General features: G+C 73.9%; 15 protein-coding genes. 10 read left to right on the top strand and 5 right to left on the bottom strand.

All coding sequences use genetic code 11. The features are described 5' to 3' along the window. Positions 1-38: 38 nt before the first annotated feature. Positions 39-962 (top strand): NAD(+)/NADH kinase, encoded by a 924-nt coding sequence (locus ACTWO6_RS11490; RefSeq protein WP_446219616.1) that lies wholly within the window; start codon positions 39-41, stop codon positions 960-962. 44 nt (positions 963-1,006) lie between these two features. Here the strand turns inward: ACTWO6_RS11490 and pgm are convergent, their stop codons facing one another. Then, a complete protein-coding gene (gene pgm, locus ACTWO6_RS11485) occupies positions 1,007-2,650 on the bottom strand; it encodes a phosphoglucomutase (alpha-D-glucose-1,6-bisphosphate-dependent) (protein ID WP_446219615.1) in 1,644 nt (547 codons plus the stop codon). Between the two features lie 50 nt (positions 2,651-2,700). Further along, on the bottom strand, positions 2,701-3,933 hold the full coding sequence (gene glgC, locus ACTWO6_RS11480; RefSeq protein ID WP_446219614.1) for a glucose-1-phosphate adenylyltransferase: 1,233 nt from the start codon (positions 3,931-3,933) through the stop codon (positions 2,701-2,703). 72 nt (positions 3,934-4,005) lie between these two features. Here glgC and glgA point away from each other — a divergent pair, with 72 nt between their 5' ends. The 4 genes from glgA (at position 4,006) to ACTWO6_RS11460 (ending at position 10,481) form a co-directional block, all read left to right on the top strand. Next, positions 4,006-5,214, top strand: a complete 1,209-nt coding sequence (gene glgA, locus ACTWO6_RS11475) for a glycogen synthase (protein ID WP_446219613.1) — start codon at positions 4,006-4,008, stop codon at positions 5,212-5,214. Between the two features lie 38 nt (positions 5,215-5,252). Beyond that, positions 5,253-7,346 (top strand): maltotransferase domain-containing protein, encoded by a 2,094-nt coding sequence (locus tag ACTWO6_RS11470; RefSeq protein ID WP_446219612.1) that lies wholly within the window; start codon positions 5,253-5,255, stop codon positions 7,344-7,346. Beyond that, entirely contained in the window at positions 7,334-9,445 is a 2,112-nt protein-coding gene (glgB, locus tag ACTWO6_RS11465) for a 1,4-alpha-glucan branching protein GlgB (RefSeq protein ID WP_446219611.1), read from the top strand. Before ACTWO6_RS11470 ends, glgB begins: the two co-directional genes overlap by 13 nt. 475 nt (positions 9,446-9,920) lie before the next feature. Beyond that, on the top strand, positions 9,921-10,481 hold the full coding sequence (locus ACTWO6_RS11460; protein ID WP_446219610.1) for an isochorismatase family protein: 561 nt from the start codon (positions 9,921-9,923) through the stop codon (positions 10,479-10,481). Between the two features lie 52 nt (positions 10,482-10,533). Here ACTWO6_RS11460 and ACTWO6_RS11455 read toward each other — a convergent pair whose 3' ends face one another. Then, the gene (locus ACTWO6_RS11455) at positions 10,534-11,574 is read right to left on the bottom strand and encodes an App1 family protein (RefSeq protein ID WP_446219609.1); all 1,041 of its coding nucleotides are present in this window, start codon (positions 11,572-11,574) and stop codon (positions 10,534-10,536) included. Positions 11,575-11,701: 127 nt separating this feature from the next. Here ACTWO6_RS11455 and ACTWO6_RS11450 point away from each other — a divergent pair, with 127 nt between their 5' ends. The 4 genes from ACTWO6_RS11450 (at position 11,702) to ACTWO6_RS11435 (ending at position 15,930) form a co-directional block, all read left to right on the top strand. After that, on the top strand, positions 11,702-13,345 hold the full coding sequence (locus ACTWO6_RS11450) for an ArnT family glycosyltransferase (protein ID WP_446219608.1): 1,644 nt from the start codon (positions 11,702-11,704) through the stop codon (positions 13,343-13,345). 22 nt (positions 13,346-13,367) lie between these two features. Continuing rightward, positions 13,368-14,165: a peroxide stress protein YaaA gene (yaaA, locus tag ACTWO6_RS11445; protein ID WP_446219607.1), complete on the top strand. Its 798-nt coding sequence runs from the start codon at positions 13,368-13,370 to the stop codon at positions 14,163-14,165. Positions 14,166-14,259: 94 nt separating this feature from the next. Continuing rightward, positions 14,260-14,922 carry a hypothetical protein gene (locus tag ACTWO6_RS11440; RefSeq protein WP_446219606.1) on the top strand — a complete coding sequence of 221 codons (663 nt, stop codon included), beginning with the start codon at positions 14,260-14,262 and terminating at the stop codon, positions 14,920-14,922. Positions 14,923-15,021: 99 nt separating this feature from the next. Further along, positions 15,022-15,930 (top strand): TAXI family TRAP transporter solute-binding subunit, encoded by a 909-nt coding sequence (locus ACTWO6_RS11435; protein ID WP_446220628.1) that lies wholly within the window; start codon positions 15,022-15,024, stop codon positions 15,928-15,930. Here ACTWO6_RS11435 and ACTWO6_RS11430 read toward each other — a convergent pair. After that, positions 15,927-17,366 carry a sensor histidine kinase gene (locus ACTWO6_RS11430; RefSeq protein ID WP_446219605.1) on the bottom strand — a complete coding sequence of 480 codons (1,440 nt, stop codon included), beginning with the start codon at positions 17,364-17,366 and terminating at the stop codon, positions 15,927-15,929. The two genes, ACTWO6_RS11435 and ACTWO6_RS11430, sit on opposite strands and share 4 nt — an antisense overlap. Positions 17,367-17,375: 9 nt before the next feature. After that, positions 17,376-18,044: a response regulator transcription factor gene (locus ACTWO6_RS11425; protein ID WP_446219604.1), complete on the bottom strand. Its 669-nt coding sequence runs from the start codon at positions 18,042-18,044 to the stop codon at positions 17,376-17,378. Positions 18,045-18,150: 106 nt separating this feature from the next. Between ACTWO6_RS11425 and ACTWO6_RS11420 the strand changes: the two genes are divergently transcribed. Further along, a complete protein-coding gene (locus ACTWO6_RS11420) occupies positions 18,151-19,431 on the top strand; it encodes a hypothetical protein (protein ID WP_446219603.1) in 1,281 nt (426 codons plus the stop codon). Positions 19,432-19,451: the final 20 nt, after the last annotated feature.

The raw sequence follows: 19,451 nt of genomic DNA, 5'->3' as shown, positions 1-19,451 counted from the left end.
GTCCGGCGCGTCCGACGCCGATGTGGTGAGCTGTACGGGTGGCGGGGCTGGGTCTGGTACTGCACCCCACCCGGGACGTCTCCGAGGTGGTCGAGATCATCGAACGGTGGGCGTCGCGCCACCGCAAGACGCTGATGGTGCGCGCGGAGGACGCGCACCGGGTGCCGCGCACCGTCGAGCCGGTCCCCGCCGGCGAGGTGGCCGTCCGCGCGGACGCCCTGATCAGCATCGGCGGGGACGGCACTATGCTCGGCGCACTGCGCTTGGCGGTACGGGATCCGAAGCCCGTGCTCGGGGTGCACCTGGGGCGGCTGGGTTTCCTGATCGAGGTCGAGCCGCCGGACCTGCCGGCGGCGCTGGACCGGATCAGCGCGCACGACTTCACCGTCGAGTCGCACGCCTGCCTGGCCTGCGACGTGTGCGGCGACGACGTGGTGGCGTTCAACGACATCGCGATGGTCCGCCAGCCCGGCTCCGGCTTCGTCACCGCCACCCTCGCCGTGGACGGCCAGCGGTACGGCTACTACCGCTGTGACGCCCTGGTGGTGAGCACGCCGACCGGCTCGACGGCGTACAGCTACGCCGCGGGCGGTCCGCTGGTCTCCCCGGCGGCGGACGCGGTGGTGGTGACCCCGTCGGCGCCGATGGCGGGCATCTCCCGGTCGGTGGTGCTCTCGCCGCAGGAGCGCATCCGGCTGGAGCTGGAGCCGAACTCGGCGGCGGTCGCCGTCGAGATGGACGGGGTGATTTTCAAGGACGCGGCGACCGAGGGGTGGGTGGACATCAGCTACCGCCGGGACGCCGGCCGGGTGGTCCGCTTCGACCCGCTCCGTCACCAGGAGCGCAACCAGCTCAAGTTGAGCCTGCTCGACCTGCCGTTCCTGCCCGACCAGCTCCGCGAGCTGCTTCCCGACGAAATACGGCGGCAGCGCCACGAGCGGGAGCTGCCGCCGCCCTGCTGACCGGAGCCGCCCGCCCACCCGGGGTGGACGGGCGGCGGGTCTGCTCAGGCCTTGGCCAGCACCCCGTCCACCAGTGCCTTCGCCTCCTCCTGGATCTGGGCGAGGTGGTCGGCCCCGCGGAACGACTCGGCGTAAATCTTGTAGACGTCCTCGGTGCCGGACGGGCGGGCGGCGAACCAGCCGGACTCGGTGGTCACCTTCAGCCCGCCGATCGGCGCGCCGTTGCCCGGGGCCGTGGTGAGCGTGGCGGTGATCGGCTCGCCGGCCAGTTCGGTGGCGGTGACCTGCTCCGGGGAGAGCTTGCCGAGCACCGCCTTCTGCTCGCGGGTCGCCGGGGCGTCGATCCGGGCGTACGCGGGGGCGCCGAAGCGCTCGGTCAGCTCGGCGTAGTGCTGGCTGGGCGTCTTCCCGGTGGTCGCGATGATCTCCGAGGCGAGCAGGCAGAGCAGGATGCCGTCCTTGTCGGTGGTCCAGGTGCCTCCGTCGGGGCGCAGGAAGGACGCGCCGGCGCTCTCCTCGCCGCCGAAGCCGACCGCGCCGTCGAGCAGCCCGGGCACGAACCACTTGAAGCCGACCGGCACCTCCAGCAGCGGCCGGCCCAGGTCGGCGGCCACCCGGTCGATCATGGAGGAGGAGACCAGGGTCTTGCCGACCGCCGCCGCCGGGCCCCAGGCCGACCGGGTCCGGAACAGGTGCCCGATCGCCACCGCGAGGTAGTGGTTGGGATTCATCAGGCCGCCGTCCGGGGTGACGATGCCGTGCCGGTCGGCGTCGGCGTCGTTGCCGGTGGAGACCTGGTAGGTCCCGCGGGCGGCGATCAGCGAGGCCATCGCGTTCGGCGACGAGCAGTCCATCCGGATCTTGCCGTCGCCGTCCAGGGTCATGAACCGCCAGGTCGGATCGACCAGCGGGTTGATCACCGTGAGGTCCAGGCGGTGCCGCTCGGCGATCTCCCCCCAGTAGGCGACGCTGGCCCCGCCGAGCGGGTCGGCGCCGATGCGGACCCCCGCGTCCCGGATGGCGTCGATGTCGATCGCGGCGGGCAGGTCGTCGACGTAGTGGGCGAGGAAGTCGTACGTCCCGGTGGTGGCGGCGGCGCGCGCCCGGGCGTACGGGATCCGCTTCACCTCCTTGAGACCGGCGGCGAGGATCGCGTTGGCCCGGTCCTGGATCCACTTCGTGACGTCGGTGTCGGCGGGGCCGCCGTTGGTCGGGTTGTACTTGAACCCGCCGTCGTCGGGCGGGTTGTGCGACGGGGTGATCACGATGCCGTCGGCGAGCCCGCTGGTGCGGCCCCGGTTGTGGGTGAGGATCGCGTGCGACGCGGCCGGGGTCGGGGTGTAGCCGTCCCGGCTGTCCACCAGCACGGTGACGTCGTTGGCGGCGAGCACCTCCAGCGCGCTGGCCTCGGCCGGGGTGGAGAGCGCGTGGGTGTCCCGGGCCAGGAAGAGCGGCCCGTCCAGGCCCTGGTCACGCCGGTAGTCGCAGAGCGCCTGGGTGACCGCGAGGATGTGGTCCTCGTTGAAGGCGTTCTTCAGGCTGGACCCGCGGTGCCCCGAGGTGCCGAAGGAGACCTGCTGCGCCGGGTCCGCCGGATCCGGGTGCTCGGCGTAGTAGGCGGTCACCAGCCGGGGCACGTCGACCAGGTCGGCGGGCTCGGCGGGCTGGCCGGCACGAGGATGGGCCACTGCGGGGACCTCCTGACGGGTTGCTGCGTGCTGCGGGGACGGGGCGGGGCTCAGGGCTCGACGCGCTGGCCCTTGCCGATGACGACGATGCCGTTGTCGGAGACGGTGTAGCGCTGGCGGTCCTTCTCCAGGTCGACGCCGATCTCGGCGCCCTCGGGGACGTACACGTTCTTGTCCAGGATGGCCCGGCGGACCACCGCGTGCCGGCCGATCTCCACACCCTCCATGAGGACCGCGCCGTCCACGTGCGCCCAGGAGTGCACCTTCACCTTGGGCGAGACGATCGAGTTCTCGACCAGCGAGCCGGAGACCACCGCGCCGGGCGAGACCATCGAGCCGACCGCCCGGCCGACCCGCTCGCCCCACTGGTGGACGAACTTCGCCGGCGGGTACGGCGGCTGGTTGCTGTAGATCGGCCAGTCGAAGTTGTAGAGGTTGAACACCGGGTGGACATTGATCAGGTCCATGTGGGCGTCGTAGAAGGAGTCGAGGGTCCCCACGTCGCGCCAGTAGCCGCGGTCCCGGTCGGTGCTGCCCGGGACCTCGTTGTCCTTGAAGTCGTAGACGTTGGCCTCGCCCCGCTCGACCAGCATCGGGATGATGCTGCCGCCCATGTCGTGCTTGCTGGTCTTGTCCTCCGCGTCGCGCTCGACGGCCTCGCAGAGCGCGCCGGTGCTGAAGACGTAGTTGCCCATCGAGGCGTAGATCTGGTCCGGCGCGTCGGGCAGCCCGACGGCGTCGGTGGGCTTCTCGCGGAACGCCCGGATCCGCCGGCCGTCCTCGCCGACCTCGATCACGCCGAACTGGTCGGCCATCGACAGCGGCTGGCGGATGCCGGCGACCGTCACCCCGGCGCCGGAGGCGATGTGGTCCTCCACCATCTGCCGCGGGTCCATCCGGTAGATGTGGTCGGCGCCGAAGACGATCACGTGGTCCGGCTGCTCGTCGTTGATCAGGTTGAAGCTCTGGTAGATGGCGTCGGCCGAGCCGGCGAACCACCACGGGCCGCGGCGCTGCTGCGCCGGCACCGGGGTGACGTAGTTGCCCAGCATCGTCGACATCCGCCAGGTCTGGGTGACATGCCGGTCCAGCGAGTGGGACTTGTACTGGGTCAGCACGACGATCTTCAGAAAGCCGGCGTTGGCCAGGTTGGAGAGGACGAAGTCGACCATGCGGTACATCCCGCCGAACGGGACGGCCGGCTTCGCCCGGTCGGTGGTCAGGGGCATCAGGCGCTTGCCCTCCCCGCCGGCCAGGACGATCGCGAGCACCTTGGCAGCCATGTCACGACGCTATCCACCCGGCTGCGACTTCACCACTCGTACGGACGGACTTCTGCACTAGGGTGCGGGGGCATGACGGAATCCGCTCGCCTGCGCGTTGACCTGCTCACCCGCGAGTACCCGCCGGAGGTGTACGGCGGCGCCGGGGTGCACGTCGAGTACCTCGCCCGCGAGCTGCGCCGGCTCGCCGACGTCCGGGTGCACTGCTTCGGCGTGCCGCGCACCGAGCCGGGCGTCACCGCGTACGCCGAACCGCCCGGCCTGACCGGCGCGAACGCCGCGCTGCGCACCATGGGCGTGGACCTGGAGATGGCGGCCGGCTGCGCCGGCACGGACGTGGTGCACAGCCACACCTGGTACGCCAACCTGGCCGGGCACACCGCGAAGCTGCTGCACGGGGTGCCGCACGTGGTCACCGCGCACAGCCTGGAGCCGCTGCGGCCGTGGAAGGCCGAGCAGCTCGGCGGCGGTTACGCGCTCTCCTCCTGGTGCGAGCGGACCGCCGTGGAGAGCGCCGACGCGGTGATCGCGGTGAGCGAGGGGATGCGCCAGGACGTGCTGACCGCGTACCCGGCCGTGAACCCGGACCGGGTCCGGGTGGTCTACAACGGCATCGACACCAGGCAGTACACCCCGGACCACAACACCGACGTGGTGGACCGGCTCGGCATCGACCCGGCCCGCCCGAGCGTGGTGTACGTGGGGCGGATCACCCGGCAGAAGGGCCTGCCGTACCTGCTGCGCGCGGCCCGCGAGCTGCCCGCCGACACCCAGCTGGTGCTGCTCGCCGGCGCGCCCGACACCGCGGAGATCGCCGCCGAGGTGGAGGGGCTGGTCGCCGAGCTGCGGGCCAACCGGTCCGGGGTGGTCTGGGTGGCCGAGATGCTGCCCAAGCACGAGGTGATCCAGGTGCTCACCCACGCCACGATCTTCGTCTGCCCGTCGGTCTACGAGCCGATGGGCATCGTCAACCTGGAGGCGATGGCCTGCGAGACGGCGGTGGTGGCGACCGCCACCGGCGGCATCCCCGAGGTGGTCGTCGACGGCGAGACGGGCCTGCTGGTCCCCATCGAGCAGGCGACCGACGGCAGCGGCCGGCCGCTGGACCCGGAGCGCTTCGTGGCCGACCTCGGCGCGGCGATCAACGAGCTGCTGGCCGATCCGGCGCGGACCGCCGAGTTCGGCCGGGCCGGCCGCCGGCGGGCCGTCGAGCACTTCTCCTGGGACGCGATCGCCGCCCGCACGATGGAGGTGTACCGGTCGGTGGGAGCGGCAGGTTGACCCGAGCGCGAAGCGATCTCGGGCAGTAGGTTGACGGGGTGACTGGACGGTTCCCGATCGAAGACGTCTCCCCCGTCGTCTCCTGCGGTCGCTACCCCGCGAAGGCGGTGGTCGGGGAGATCGTGCCGGTGTCGGCCCGGGCCTACCGTGAGGGGCACGACGCGCTCGGCTGCAACGTCGTCTGGCTCGGCCCGGACGGCGCGGCCCGCCCCTTCACCCGGATGCGCCCCGGTGAGCCCGGCCAGGACCGCTGGCACGCCACCATCCGGCCGGACGCGATCGGCGACTGGGTGTTCACCGTCGAGGCCTTCCAGGACCCGTACCTGACCTGGCAGAACGCGGTCACCAAGAAGACCGCCGCCGGTCAGGGCCCGGCCGAGCTGGCCAACGACCTGGCCGAGGGCGCCCGGGTGCTGGAGGCGGCGCTCGAGCTCGTACCGGCCGCCGACCGGGGCCGGGTCCGCGCGGCGGCCAGGGCGCTGCGCGACGCCAAGCTGCCGCTGCCCCGGCGGGTCACCCCCGCCCTCGACCTGGCCGACCTGCTCTGGGACCACCCGGTGCGGGAGCTGGTCACCACCGGCGAGGAGCACCGGCTCTGGGTGGACCGCCCCCGGGCGCTCTTCTCCGCCTGGTACGAGTTCTTCCCCCGCTCCGAGGGGGCCGTCCCGGCCACCGTGGACGAGCCGGCGCGGTCGGGTACCTTCGTCACCGCGACGGACCGGCTGCCCGGCGTCGCGGCGATGGGCTTCGACGTGCTCTACCTACCGCCGATCCACCCGATCGGCCGGGTCAACCGCAAGGGCCGCAACAACTCGCTCACCGCCGGGCCGGACGACGTCGGCTCGCCGTGGGCGATCGGCGCCGCCGAGGGCGGCCACGACGCCATCCACCCCGACCTGGGTACGCCGGCGGACTTCCGCGAGTTCATCGCCGCCGCCGCCGAGCAGGGCCTGGAGGTGGCGATGGACCTGGCGTTGCAGTGCGCCCCGGACCATCCCTGGGTGACCGAGCACCCGGAGTGGTTCACCACCCGGGCCGACGGCAGCATCGCGTACGCGGAGAACCCGCCGAAGAAGTACCAGGACATCTACCCGCTGAACTTCGACAACGACCCGGAGGGCATCCGGGCCGAGGTGCTGCGGGTGGTGCTGCACTGGGTCGGCGAGGGCATCCGGATCTTCCGGGTGGACAACCCGCACACCAAGCCGTTCGACTTCTGGCACTGGCTGATCCGGGAGGTGAAGCAGGTCGACCCGGACGTGCTGTTCCTGGCCGAGGCGTTCACCCGGCCGGCGATCATGCACGGGCTCGGCAAGATCGGCTTCACCCAGTCGTACACCTACTTCACCTGGCGCACGTCGGCGGCGGAGATGCGGGCGTACTGCGAGGAGCTGATCGCCGCGGCCGACTACATGCGGCCGAACTTCTGGCCGAACACGCCGGACATCCTGCACGAGTCGTTGCAGCACGGCGGCCCGCCGATGTTCAAGATCCGGGCGGTGCTGGCCGCGCTGCTCTCCCCCTCCTGGGGCATGTACGCCGGCTACGAGCTCTTCGAGCACGTCGCCCGCCCCGGCGCCGAGGAGTACCTGGACAACGAGAAGTACGAGCTGCGCCCCCGGGACTGGGCGGGCGCGCAGGCGCAGGGCCGCTCCCTGGCGCCGTTCATCGCCACCCTCAACCGGGTCCGCCGCGACAACCCGGCCCTGCACCAGCTGCGCAACCTGCGCTTCCACGACATCGACAACCCGGCGTTGCTCTGCTGGTCCAAGCACGACCCGGAGACCGGCAACACGGTGATCGTGGTCTGCTCGTTCGACTCGCACACCGTGCAGTGGGGCAACACCACGCTGGACATGCCGGCACTCGGCTTCGACTGGCACGAGCGGTTCACCGTGCACGACGAGCTGACCGGGACCAGCTACGACTGGGGGCAGCGCAACGCGGTCCGGCTCGACCCGTACCTGCAGCCCGCGCACGTGCTGACGGTCCGCCGCCCGACCGCGGCCGGCCCGGAACCGGCCGTGCCGGCGGCGCCGGAGCTGACCGTCGAAGACGTACCCGCCGACCTCTCGGGCGGCACCGCCCCGACCGCACCGGCTGAGAAGGACGATGCACGATGGACCAGCTGATCGCCGGCGAGACGCACGACCCGCACGCCGTCCTCGGCGCGCACCCCGCCGACGGGCGCACCACCATCCGCACCATGCGCCGGGGCGCCGGCGACGTGGCGATCCTCGTCGGCGACGAACGGCACCCGACGAAGCGGGTGCACGACGTCGGCGTCTTCGAGACGACCGTGCCGGGCGAGGTGCTCGACTACCGGGTCGAGGTGGACGGCACCACCCACGACGACCCGTACCGCTACCCGCCCACCCTCGGCGACCTGGACCTGCACCTGATCGGCGAGGGGCGGCACGAGCGGCTCTGGGAGGCGCTCGGCGCGCGGGTCTTCGACGAGGGCGTCGCGTTCACCGTCTGGGCGCCGAACGCGCGCGGCGTGCGGGTGGTCGGCGACTTCACCGGCTGGGGGCCGGACGACGGCTGGCCGATGCGTTCCCTCGGCGCCAGCGGCGTCTGGGAGATCTTCGTGCCCGGCGCGCTCGCGGGCGCCCGGTACAAGTACCGGATCCTCGGCGCCGACGGGCACTGGCGGGACAAGGCCGACCCCCTGGCGGCGTACGCGGAGGTGCCGCCGGCCACCGCCTCGGTGGTGCACCACTCGACGTACCAGTGGCACGACGCGGCCTGGCTGGAGCGGCGGGCGAAGCGGCAGCCGCACCAGGAGCCGATGAGCGTGTACGAGGTGCACCTCGGCTCCTGGCGGCCCGGCCTCGGCTACCGGGAGCTGGCCGAGCAGCTCACCGCGTACGTCACCGAGCTGGGCTTCACCCACGTCGAGTTCCTGCCGGTGATGGAGCACCCGTTCGGCGGCTCGTGGGGTTACCAGGTCACCGGCTACTACTCCCCCACCTCCCGCTTCGGCGACCCGGACGACTTCCGCCACCTGGTGGACCGGCTGCACCAGGCCGGCATCGGCGTCATCCTGGACTGGGTGCCGGCGCACTTCCCGAAGGACGAGTGGGCCCTGGCGCGGTTCGACGGCACCCCGCTCTACGAGCACCCCGACCCGCGCCGCGGCGAGCACCCCGACTGGGGCACGTACGTCTTCGACTTCGGCCGCCGCGAGGTGCGCAACTTCCTCGTCGCCAACGCCCTCTACTGGCTGGACCAGTTCCACGTCGACGGGCTGCGGGTCGACGCGGTCGCCTCGATGCTCTACCTGGACTACTCCCGCCAGGAGGGGCAGTGGGTGCCCAACCGGTACGGCGGCCGGGAGAACCTGGAGGCCATCGCCTTCCTCCAGGAGGCCAACGCCACCGTCTACAAGCACCACGCCGGGGTGGTGATGGTCGCCGAGGAGTCCACCGCCTGGCCGGGCGTCACCCGGCCGACCGCCGAGGGCGGCCTGGGCTTCGGCTTCAAGTGGAACATGGGCTGGATGCACGACACCCTGCTCTACACCTCGAAGGACCCGATCTACCGGCAGCATCACCACCACCAGCTCACCTTCTCCCTGGCGTACGCCTGGAGCGAGAACTACGTGCTGCCGATCAGCCACGACGAGGTGGTGCACGGCAAGGGTTCGCTGGTCGGCAAGATGCCCGGCGACACCTGGCAGAAGCTGGCCAACGTCCGGGCACTCCTCGCGTACATGTGGGCGCACCCGGGCAAGCAGCTGCTCTTCATGGGCTGCGAGCTGGCCGACGATCGGGAGTGGAGCGAGGAACGCGGCCTCGACTGGTACCTCACCCACGACCCGGCCCGGGCCGGCGTGCAGCGCCTCGTGGCCGACCTCAACGCCGCGTACCGGGCCACCCCGGCGCTCTGGGCGCAGGACACCGAGCCGGCCGGGTTCCGCTGGATCGCCGGGGACGACGTCGCCAACAACGCCGTCTCGTTCATCCGGATCGCCCCGGACGGCGCGACCCTGGTCTGCGTGGCGAACTTCTCCGCCCTGCCGCTGGAGGAGTACCGGGTCGGCCTGCCCGCCGGCGGCACCTGGACCGAGGTGATCAACACCGACGCGCACCACTACGGCGGCTCCGGGGTGGGCAACCTCGGCGCGGTGCACGCCCAGGACGTCCCCTGGCACGGGATGGTCGCCTCGGCGCCGATGCGGGTGCCTCCGCTCGGCGTGCTCTGGCTGCGCCGCGACGAGCGGTCGTAACGGGTCTTGTCCCCGATCCACCCCCGTCGCTAGCCTGACCGGCCGGGGCGACATGGCAGGTGACGGCGCGCAGAACGGCGGCATTGACGCGGGCGCTGGCATGGACGCCGGTGCCGGCATGAACGCCGACGGCGGCCTGGTCGGCGCCGGCGCGAACTAGGTGTATCCGGCGGGGACGCTGGTGACGGTGGGGCGGTCGACCTAGGAGAACTTCCGGGCGGGATGCGCTCGTCGAAGGCGCAGACCACCCGGAGGTTCGCCGGTCCGACACTGACGCTGGCCCGCATGTTCAGGGCGCTGCCCCGCCGGTCGACCGGCTTCGCCGCCAGGGCCGGACGGTGGCACCCGCTGCGAGGGCGATCGACGTCTCAAGGCAGCACGCGCCCGCCGGTTGGTTCAGCTCGTTCCTGTCCACTGTCGGTGGGTGGGTCTAGCGTCGGTGGTCGCAGGAACTCAGCGTGCGTAGGGGGAGATCATGACCACACTCGAGCACCGGCCGAACACCGCACTCCTCGTGGTCGACGTGCAGAACGACGTCGTCAACGGGGCTCACGAGCGCGACACCGTCGTCGCGAACATCGCCGGCCTGGTCGAGAGGGCGCGCCAGGAGCGGGTCCCCGTCGTCTGGGTCCAGCACTCCGACGAGCATCTCACCAGGGGCAGCGACGCCTGGCGGATCGTCCCCGAGCTGACTCCGGGCGACGCCGAGCCGCTGGTCGAGAAGAACTACGGCGACTCCTTCGAGGACACCACCCTCGAGACGGTGCTGTCGGGCCTCGGCGTCGGGCGGCTCGTCGTCGTCGGCGCGGAGACCGACGCGTGCATCCGCTCGACGCTCCACGGCGCGTTCGCCAGGGGATACGACGCGACCCTGGTCAGCGACGCCCACACGACCGGGGACAAGACGTCGTGGGGGGCGCCGCCGCCGGACCAGGTCATCGCGCACACGAACCTGTACTGGACCTACCAGACGGCGCCGGGGCGGACGGCCGGGACGGTCGAGACCAAGAACGCCGACTTCGGCGCCACGTCCTGACACCGAACACGACGCGGGCGCGGGCCGGGTCGAGCGTCGGACCCGGCCCGCGTCAGACCAGACCCGCCTCCCGCAACAGCTTCCACAGCCCGGCGCCGTCCGGCGCGGAGAGCCACTTCTGCCCGACCGGTCCGGAGGACGGGAGGCCCGCGGGCGCGGGCAGGCTGCCGGCGAGCACCGATTGGGTGGGTGAGAGCCGGCGGATCGCCACCCCGGCGACGTTGTCCGGGTGGGCGGCGGCGAACTCCCGGTAGATCTCCTGGTCGTGCTGGCCGTCGTCGCCGATGAGCAGCCAGCGCACGTCCGGGAACTCCCGGGCCAGCCGGGCCAGGGTGGCCCGTTTGTGCTCCCGGCCGCTGCGGAACCAGCGGTCGGCCGTCGGACCCCAGTCGGTGAGCAGCAGCGGTCCGGCCGGGTACAGGTGCCGGGAGAGGAACCGGGTCAGCGTCGGGGCGACGTTCCAGGCGCCGGTGGAGAGGTAGAAGACCGGCGCGCCGGGGTGCGCGGTGACCAGCCGCTCGTAGAGCACCGCCATGCCGGGCACCGCGGCCCGGGCGTGCTCGTCGAGGACGAAGGTGTTCCACGCGGCGAGGAACGGCCGGGGCAGCGCGGTGACCATGACCGTGTCGTCGATGTCGGAGAGGATGCCGAACCGCACGTCCGGGTCGAGGATGCGGACCAGCGCCTCGACCGGCTCGGCGTCGGCCACGCTGAGGCGTACGGAGGCCCAGCCGGGGGCGAAGTCGGCCTCGATGACGGTGTCGACGAAGCCGCTGCGGTCGGCGGTCGCCTCGTGCCGTACGCCGCCGGCCTCGATGGTGATGGTGGCGTGCTTGGCGGGCAGGGTGGCGAAGCTGCGCCAGCCGCGTACCTTCTCCAGCCGGCCCTGCTGGCGGGTGTCCGGCCGGCCGAGCAGCACCCGGCAGAGCACTCGCGCCCAGCCGGGGCCGCCGTAGCCGGCGTACGCGATGATGTTGACCTTCCACCCGGTGCGCCGCAGCCGGCGTTCCACCAGGTTGTGCACGGCGTCCTCGATCCGCGCGGCCCGGTGCAGGTTCGGTACGGCCAGTTGGCCAGCGGGTGTGGGTGGCACGCTGCAACCCTGCCACACCCGGGCGAGAGCGGCCACGCGAGCGGCCCGGGTGGACTCCGCCGATCCACCTCGCCGCCGGTCGCCACCGTGACAAACTGCGGTCGGGACGACGACGGGGGCGTTGGTCGTGTCGACACCAGTGCAGGACCCGGGGCGGTGGCGCCCGGCGTTCGACCGGCCGGCGCTCGTCGCGCTGCTGCTCGGGCTGGCCGGGGTCGGCTACCGGCTGGTGCTGACCCTGCTCACGCTGCCCGCCTCGAACAGCGACGAGGCGACGTTCGGCCTGGCCGCGATGCACATCGCCGCCGGCCGGGAGCGGCCGGTCTTCCTCTACGGCCAGCGCTACATGGGGGTGCTGGAGTCCTACCTGGCGGCGCCCCTGATCGGGCTGGCCGGGCCGAGCTGGCCGGTGCTGCGGCTGCCGCTACTGGCGCTCTACGTGCTCTTCCTCTGGCTGATGTACCGCCTCACCCGCCGGCTCTGCTCCCCGTGGTTCGCCGTCCTGGTCGTCGGCCTGCTGGCGCTCGGCTCGGAGCGGGTGGTCCGGGACCAGCTCACCGCGGTCGGCGGCCGGCCCGAGGTGAAGCCGGCGGTGGTGGCGATGCTGCTGATCACGGTGGCCCTCGCCGAGCGCCGGGTCCGGCACCGCTGGCTGGCCACCGGCCTGTTCGGGCTGCTCGCCGGGGCGGCGCTCTGGTCGGACTGGCTGATCGTGCCGTACCTGGCGGCGGCCGGGCTGCTGCTGGTCTGGGCCGCGCCCCGCGACCTGGTGGGCTGGCCGGGGGTGCTGCTGGTGGCCGGGTTCCTGCTCGGGGTGTCGCCGATGGTCAAGGACAACCTGGTCGCCCCGGACGGGCAGGACTCGCTGTCGGTGTTCCGCGAGATCAGCACCAAGGCCGGGCCGGCGCCGCCCTGGTCGGACCGGCTGCGCGGCGGGCTGCTGGAGGGGGTGCCGCTGGCCTCCGGGCTCTGCCCGATGGACGGCTGCGCCCGCTGGCAGCAGTGGTTCGGGCTGCTCTACCCGGTGCTGCTGGTGGCCGCCGCGCTACTCGCCGTGGTCGCGTACCGGCGGGCCGGCCACCGGGCCGACCGGGTCCGGGCGGTCGCGCAGCTCGCCCTGGTCGCCGGCGCCGGGTTGACCCTGCTCGCGTACGTCCGCAGCCCGCTCGCCGCGACCGACCCGCTGGCCAACTCCCGCTACCTGTCGGTGCTGCAGATCTCCCTGCCGGCGGTGCTCTGGCCGCTCTGGCTGGCGGCGACCCGGGTCCGGCGGGGCGCGGCCGGAACGGCGGGCCGGCCCGGACGGGACGGGGCGGCGGCGGCCCGCCGGCTCGGCGGCGCGGTGGCAACGATGGCGCTGGTCGTACTCACCGGCACCGCCGTGGCGGCCACCGGGCGGTTCGTCGCCGACGCCGGCTCGCTGCGCGCGGAGGAGCGGCAGGCCCGCGAGCTGGCCGACGCGGTGCGCGGGGCCGGCCTGCGCGAGGTGTACGGCGACTACTGGACCTGCAACCGACTGATCTTCAACACCGGCGAGGCGGTGGTCTGCGGGGTCCTCGACGGCAACCTGACCCCGGGGCAGAACCGCTACCCGGCGTACTGGAAGCGGGTGGGCCGGGCGGACCGGCCGGGGTACGTGCTGGCGGTGGGGTCGTCGGCGGAGCGGGGGCTGCGTCGGCTGCTCGGCGACCGGGCCGACGCCGCCGTCGTCACCGAGGTCGGCGGGTATCGCGTGTACCACCCGGAGGCGGCCGTGCGGCCGTGGCGCTGAGCCCGGGCCGTACGCTGACCGCGTGCTGATCCTGCTGCCGCCCTCGGAGGGGAAGGCCGACGCCGGCACCGGCCGGCGGCTCGACCCGTCCCGGCTCTCCCTGCCGGAGCTCACCGGAGCCCGGCAGGAGGTGCTGACCGCCCTGGTGGCGCTCTGCGCCGGCCCGGACGAGGCGGCGGCCCGGGCGGCGCTCGGCCTCAGCGAGGGGCAGCGCGGCGAGCTGCGCCGCAACGCCCGGCTGCGGGAGGCGGCCACCGCGCCGGCCGGCCGGATCTACACCGGGGTGCTCTACGAGGCGCTCGACCTGGCCACGCTGCCGCCCGCGGCGGAGCGGGCCGCCCGCCGGTCGGTGCTGATCAGCTCCGGCCTGTGGGGCGCCGTCCGGCTCACCGACCGGATCCCGCCGTACCGGTGCCCGATCGGGGCGCGGCTGCCCGGGGTCGGCGCGTTGTCGGCGTACTGGCGGCGGGCGCTGGGCCCGGCGACGGCGGCGGCCGCCGGGGCGGGTCCGGTGCTGGACCTGCGTTCCGGGGCGTACGCGGCGACCTGGGCCCCGCGGGGCGAGCTGGCCGACCGGACGGTGACCGTCCGGGTGCTGCACGAGCGGACGGTCGACGGGGTGCCGACCCGCGCGGTGGTCAGCCACTTCAACAAGGCGACGAAGGGTCGCCTGGTCCGGGACCTGCTCACCGCCGGGGTCCGGCCGCGGACCGCCGACAGCCTGGTCGGCGCGCTACGGGACCTCAAGTACACGGTCGAGGAGCAGCCCGTCGCGGCCGGCCGCCCGCGCCAGCTCGACGTGGTGGTGACGGAGCTGTAGCCGCAAGTTTTGCTCAAGGCTGGCGCGGACCGGTTTCGCCGCACCGGCGACCGGGCCACGGTTAGGGGACCCGACGCCGACAAGGAGCGGTCCGATGGCCCTCGAACCCAGCACCCTGCTCGACCGGCCCCGCCTGCCGTCGACACCGCCACCACTGGACTGGCTGACCCTGGCCGACGCGTTCGAGGTCGCCTGCCTGGTCCGCTGCACCCCGCCGCCGGCCACCGACGGCCGCCGGCCGGCCGTCGTGACGTACCGGGGCGGCGTCGCCGAGTTCAACCGGGAGGACGCGGCGCACCGGATGCGGCAGCTGCTCGGCCGGCTCGACGTGCCGGTGGAGCACGAGCTGACCACCGGCGGCCTGCGCCGCCGGTACGAACTGCACCGGCTGTACGTGCCCCGGGAGCACCGGTCGGCGTACGCGACGCTGCTGGAGGCCGGCTGGCGGCAGGGCCGCCGCGAACTGCTCGGCGGGCCGGTGCCCGGCGCGTCCACCGCCCGGCGGGTGTGGCGTCCCCGGCTGGCCGCCGCCGCCTGGCGCTCGGCGCTGCTGGCCGGCGGCCGGCACGTCCGCCGGCACATCCTCGGGGTCCGGCTGACCGACCGGGAGCTGGCGGCGGTGCTGGTCCGCGGCGCCGCCCTGCTGGACGTCCCGGCGCTGCTCCGGCCGGGCGCCGGCTGCTTCGTGGTGAGCGTCGCGCACGGCCCGCACCGGGACCGGATCCTGGACAGCGTCACCCTCGGCCCCGCCTGCTGACCCGGCCGGGCTTGCGCGCGGCGGCGTGCACGGCGCACAGTGCAGCCCGTGAGCCGTAGCTGGTCTGTCCGCGGTCCGCGCCGGGCCGCCGCGCCGCTGATGGTGCTGATGCTGGTGACCGCGCTGGCCGGGGTCGGCGGGTGCCGGGACGAGCGCGCCGAGCCGGTGCGGATCCGGATCGCCACGGGCAGCCCGACCGCGGTCTACCACGCCTTCGGGCAGTCGCTGGCGGCCGTGCTCAACCGGGAGCTGCCCGGGGTGCGGGCCAGCGTGCTGGTCACCGCCGCCTCCGCGCAGAACGTCCGGCTGGTCGGGTCCGGCCAGGCCGAACTGGGCTTCAGCCAGGCCGACGTGCTGCCGACCGCGCCGCCGGAGCAGCCCGGCGTGCTCGCCGTGGCCCGGGTCTACGACGACCTGCTGCACCTGGTCACCACCGCCGGCGCGCCGGTGCGGACGCTGACCGACCTGCGCGGGCGGCGGGTCTCGGTGGGCGCGGAGGGCTCCGGCACCGAGGTCACCGCCACCCGGCTGCTGGACGTGGCCCGGCTCGGCGGCGACGAGGTCCGCCAGGAGCACCTGGGCCTGGACGACTCGATCGCCGCGCTGCGCGCCGGCCGGATCGACGCCTTCTTCTTCTCCGGCGGCCTGCCGGTACGCGGCGTCGCGGAGCTGGCCGCGACCACCGCCGTCCGGATCGTCGACCTGGGCGAGTGGGCCGAGCCGCTGCGCCGCGGGTACGGGCAGGTCTACGTGACCCGGGACGTCCCCCGGTCGGTGTACGGGGTGCCGCCGGTCAGCACGGTGGCGAACCCGAACTACCTGATCGTCCGCGCCGACCTGCCCGAGGCGCTGGTCCGCGAGGTGACCCGGCTGCTGATGGAGCGCCGGGCGGAGCTGGCCGCCGCCCACCCGGCGGCCGGCCGGATGAGCCCCCGCTCGGCGATCGTCACCACCCCGCTGCCGCTGCATCCGGGCGCCGCCGACTGGTACCGGTCGAGCAAGCCCTAATCGGCGTCGGAGCCGACCGGCTCGACGGACCCGGCCCCGGCCGCGCCCACCTCGTCGACGCCGACCTCGTCCGGCGCCGGGAACCACAGCTCCGCGACCAGCCCCCGGGGCTCCCCCTGGCGCATGGTGAGCCGGCCGTCCGAGGCGTCCACCAGCACCGCGGCGATGGTCAGCCCCAGCCCGGCGCCGTCGACGTTCTGCACGTCCGGGGCCCGCCAGAACCGCTCGGTGGCCTGGTCGAGCTGGCTCGTGGTCATGCCCGGGCCGGTGTCCCGCACCTCCAGCGCGGTGCCCCCGTCGGCCGGGCGGACGGTCACCGTCACCTCTCCCCCGGCGCCGCTGAACTTCACCGCGTTGTCGATCAACGCGTCGAGCGCCTGGTCGATGGCGGTGGGGACGGTCCGGGCGTACGCGGGGGCGTCGACGGTGACCAGCCGGAGGGCGACCGACCGGTGCCGGGCCAGCGGCTGCCAGGCGGTCACCCGGGAGGCGGCCAGCTCGGCGGCGTCCACGGTGACCCGCTGGTTCTCCTCGCGTTCCGCCCGGGCCAGGGTGAGCAGCGCGTCGAGCACCCGGGCCAGCCGGTCGGTCTCCTCCAGCGCCAGGCGGTGCTCGGCGCGGCCGTCCGGGTCGGTGAGGCTCGGCCCGAGCTCCTCCACCCGCAGCCGCAGCGCGGTCAGCGGGTTGCGCAGCTGGTGGCTGGCGTGCGCGACGAAGGCACGCTGCCGGTCCATCACGTCGGAGACCGCGTCGGCCATGTTGTTGAAGCTCGCCGCCAGCCGGCGCAGCTCCGGCGGGCCCAGGCGCGGGCGCACCCTGGCGCCCCGGTCGCCCTCGGCGATCTCGTGGGTCACCGCGTCCAGCTCGGTGACCGGGCGCAGCACCCAGCCGGCCAGCCCGAACGCGGTGGAGACGCAGGCCAGCACCGCGAGCAGGCCCATCCCGGCGAGCAGCAGCCACCAGGAGGTGACGGTACGTCGGACCCGGTCGACCGGGGTGGCGGTCACCACCGCCCCCAGCACCTCGCCGCCGTCGTTGATCGGCACCGCCACCACCACCGGCCCGTCCGCCCAGGGCCACACGGACTCGGGCCCGCTGGACTGCTGCCCGGAGAGCGCGGTGTCGAGCGCCGACGCGGTGCCGTGGCCGGGTCGCCAGCTCGTGGAGGCGACCAGCGTGCGGCCGTCCCGGTCGACCACGGCCGCGCCGATGCCGTACAGCTCGTCGTAGGCGCCCAGCTCACCGTCGAGCGGGCCGGGTCCGCCGCCGCGCAGCGCCGGACCGGCCAGCGAGGCGAAGCGGGTGGCGTCGGCGAGCCGGTCCGCGCGGACCCGGTCGGTCTCGCGGCTGGCCAGGGTGGCCGCCAGCGGCGTCTCCAGCGCCAGGAGCACCAGCACCATCAGCAGCAGGTAGCTGATCACCAGCCGACGACGCACCGGGCCTCCTCACTCGCCGCGGAGCCGGTAGCCGACCCCACGGACCGTCTCCACCAGGGTCGGGTCGCCGAGCTTGCCGCGCAGCGAGCCGACGTGCACCTCCACGGTGTGCCGGTCGGCCCAGGTGGTGCCCCAGACGTCCAGCAGGATCCGGTCCCGGGGAACGGCCACCCCGGGCTGCCGGGCGAGGGAGACCAGGATGTCGAACTCCTTGCGGGTGAGGGCTACCGGTCGGCCGGCCACGCTCACCGTCCGCCCGCCCACGTCGATGCGGATCGCGCCGACCTCGATCAGGTTCCGCTCCGGCGCGGTGTGGGCCGCCCGGCGCAGCACCGCCTCGATCCGGGCCTGCAGCTCCACCATCGAGAACGGCTTGACCACGTAGTCGTCGGCGCCGAGCCGCAGGCCGAGCACCCGGTCGCGTTCCTCGCCGCGGGCGGTCACCGCGATGATGCCGAGCGTGCTGCTGCGTCGGCGCAGCTCCCGGCACAGGTCGGTGCCGTCGCCGTCGGGCAGGGTCAGGTCGAGCAGCACCAGGTCGCAGGGGGCGGCCGACAGCGCGGCGGCGACGGTGGCCGCGTGTTCCACCTCGTAACCGCGCCGGGTGAGCGCGGACGACAGGGCGGCGGCCACCCGACGGTCGTCCTCGACCAGGAGGATCCGCACCCGTGCCCCCATCCCTCGACGTGCTGCCCACGAATGGTGGCAGAAGTGCCGCCGGGACGGGAGGCCCGGCCCCACGGTGGGCGGCAGGGGCGGTACCGATGGGTTAAGGTCATGCGCTGTGTCAGCAATCCCCGCCGCACCCCACGAGCCCGCCGCCGACGCCCGGGGCGACCTGGACGACCCGATCGACCCCCGACAGCGGGACGACGTGACGCCCGACCAGGCCACGCCCGAGGCGCCGGCGGGCTCGACCGCGGACGGTACGGCGGAGGCAACGCGGGTCCGGCGGCGGCTCCACCCGGTGGGCCTCGCGCTGGCGCTGTACGTCCTGCTCCGGGTCGTCGGGCTGCTCATCCTCTGGGCGTTCGCGCACCGGGCCGGGGCCGACTTCTGGGAGCTGCTGCACACCCGGTACGACGCCTCCTGGTACCGACAGATCGCCGACGAGGGTTACGACCACGGGCTGGTCAACTACCGCCCGGACGGCAGCGAGCGGATCCCGAACCTCCCGTTCTTCCCGCTGTACCCAGGGCTGATCGCCGCCGTCGCTGCGCTCACCCCCCTCTCGACTGCGGTCTGCGCCCTGCTCGTCTCCTGGACCGCCGGCCTGGTGGCGGCCTGGGGCATCTACGCGGTGGGGCAGCACTTCGGCTCCCCCCGGACCGGCGTGGCGCTGGTGGCTCTCTGGGCGGTGCTGCCGCACGCCGTGGTGGAGAGCATGGCGTACACCGAGACCCTGTTCGCCGCGCTGGTCGCCTGGACGCTGTACGCCCTGCTCCGCCGCCGCTGGCTGACCGCCGGCCTGCTCTGCCTGCTCGCGGGCCTCACCCGGCCGACGGCGACCGCGCTGGTCGCGGCGGTCGGCCTGACCGCTCTGGTGGCGATCGTCCGGCGGCGGGACGGCTGGCGGCCGTGGGCGGCGGCGGCGCTCTCCCCGCTCGGCTACCTGGGGTACCTGGCCTGGATCGGCCACCGGCTGGGCCGGCTCGACGGCTACTTCCAGATGCAGAAGGAGACCTGGCGGATCGGGTTCGACGGGGGCGTCTACACGCTGCGGACCCTGGAGCAGGTGCTGACCGAGCCGTCGCGGCTGGCGTTCTACATGTCGGCCCTGGTGATGGCCGTCGCGGCCGTGCTGATCGTGCTGCTCGCCCTGCACCGCTACCCGCTGCCGGTGGTGGTCTACTCGCTGACCTTCTGGCTCGTCACGGTCGGCACCTCGGGCTACTTCTATGCCAAGGGCCGCTACCTGGTGCCGGCGTTCACGCTGCTGCTCCCGGTGGCCATGGCGCTGGGCAAAGCGCGCCGACGGACGCAGGTGACGATCGTCGCCCTGCTCGTGCTGCTCTCCGGGTACTACGGGGCGTACCTGCTCGTCATCTGGACGGCGTCGCCGTAGCCGGCGCCGGGCCCGGGCGG

The sequence above is a fragment of the Micromonospora sp. IBHARD004 genome (genome assembly GCF_052814115.1).
The sequence above is the reverse complement of the archived record's forward strand: the minus strand, read 5'-3'. Positions and strand labels throughout refer to the sequence as shown.

What these genes read in the sequence shown, in the direction of transcription:
- glgC (WP_446219614.1), bottom strand. Translation starts at nt 3,933, where the DNA reads ATGGCTGCCAAGGTGCTCGCGATCGTCCTGGCCGGCGGGGAGGGCAAG.
- glgA (WP_446219613.1), top strand. Translation starts at nt 4,006, where the DNA reads ATGACGGAATCCGCTCGCCTGCGCGTTGACCTGCTCACCCGCGAGTAC.
- glgB (WP_446219611.1), top strand. Translation starts at nt 7,334, where the DNA reads ATGGACCAGCTGATCGCCGGCGAGACGCACGACCCGCACGCCGTCCTC.
- ACTWO6_RS11460 (WP_446219610.1), top strand. Translation starts at nt 9,921, where the DNA reads ATGACCACACTCGAGCACCGGCCGAACACCGCACTCCTCGTGGTCGAC.
- ACTWO6_RS11440 (WP_446219606.1), top strand. Translation starts at nt 14,260, where the DNA reads ATGGCCCTCGAACCCAGCACCCTGCTCGACCGGCCCCGCCTGCCGTCG.
- ACTWO6_RS11435 (WP_446220628.1), top strand. Translation starts at nt 15,022, where the DNA reads ATGGTGCTGATGCTGGTGACCGCGCTGGCCGGGGTCGGCGGGTGCCGG.
- ACTWO6_RS11425 (WP_446219604.1), bottom strand. Translation starts at nt 18,044, where the DNA reads ATGGGGGCACGGGTGCGGATCCTCCTGGTCGAGGACGACCGTCGGGTG.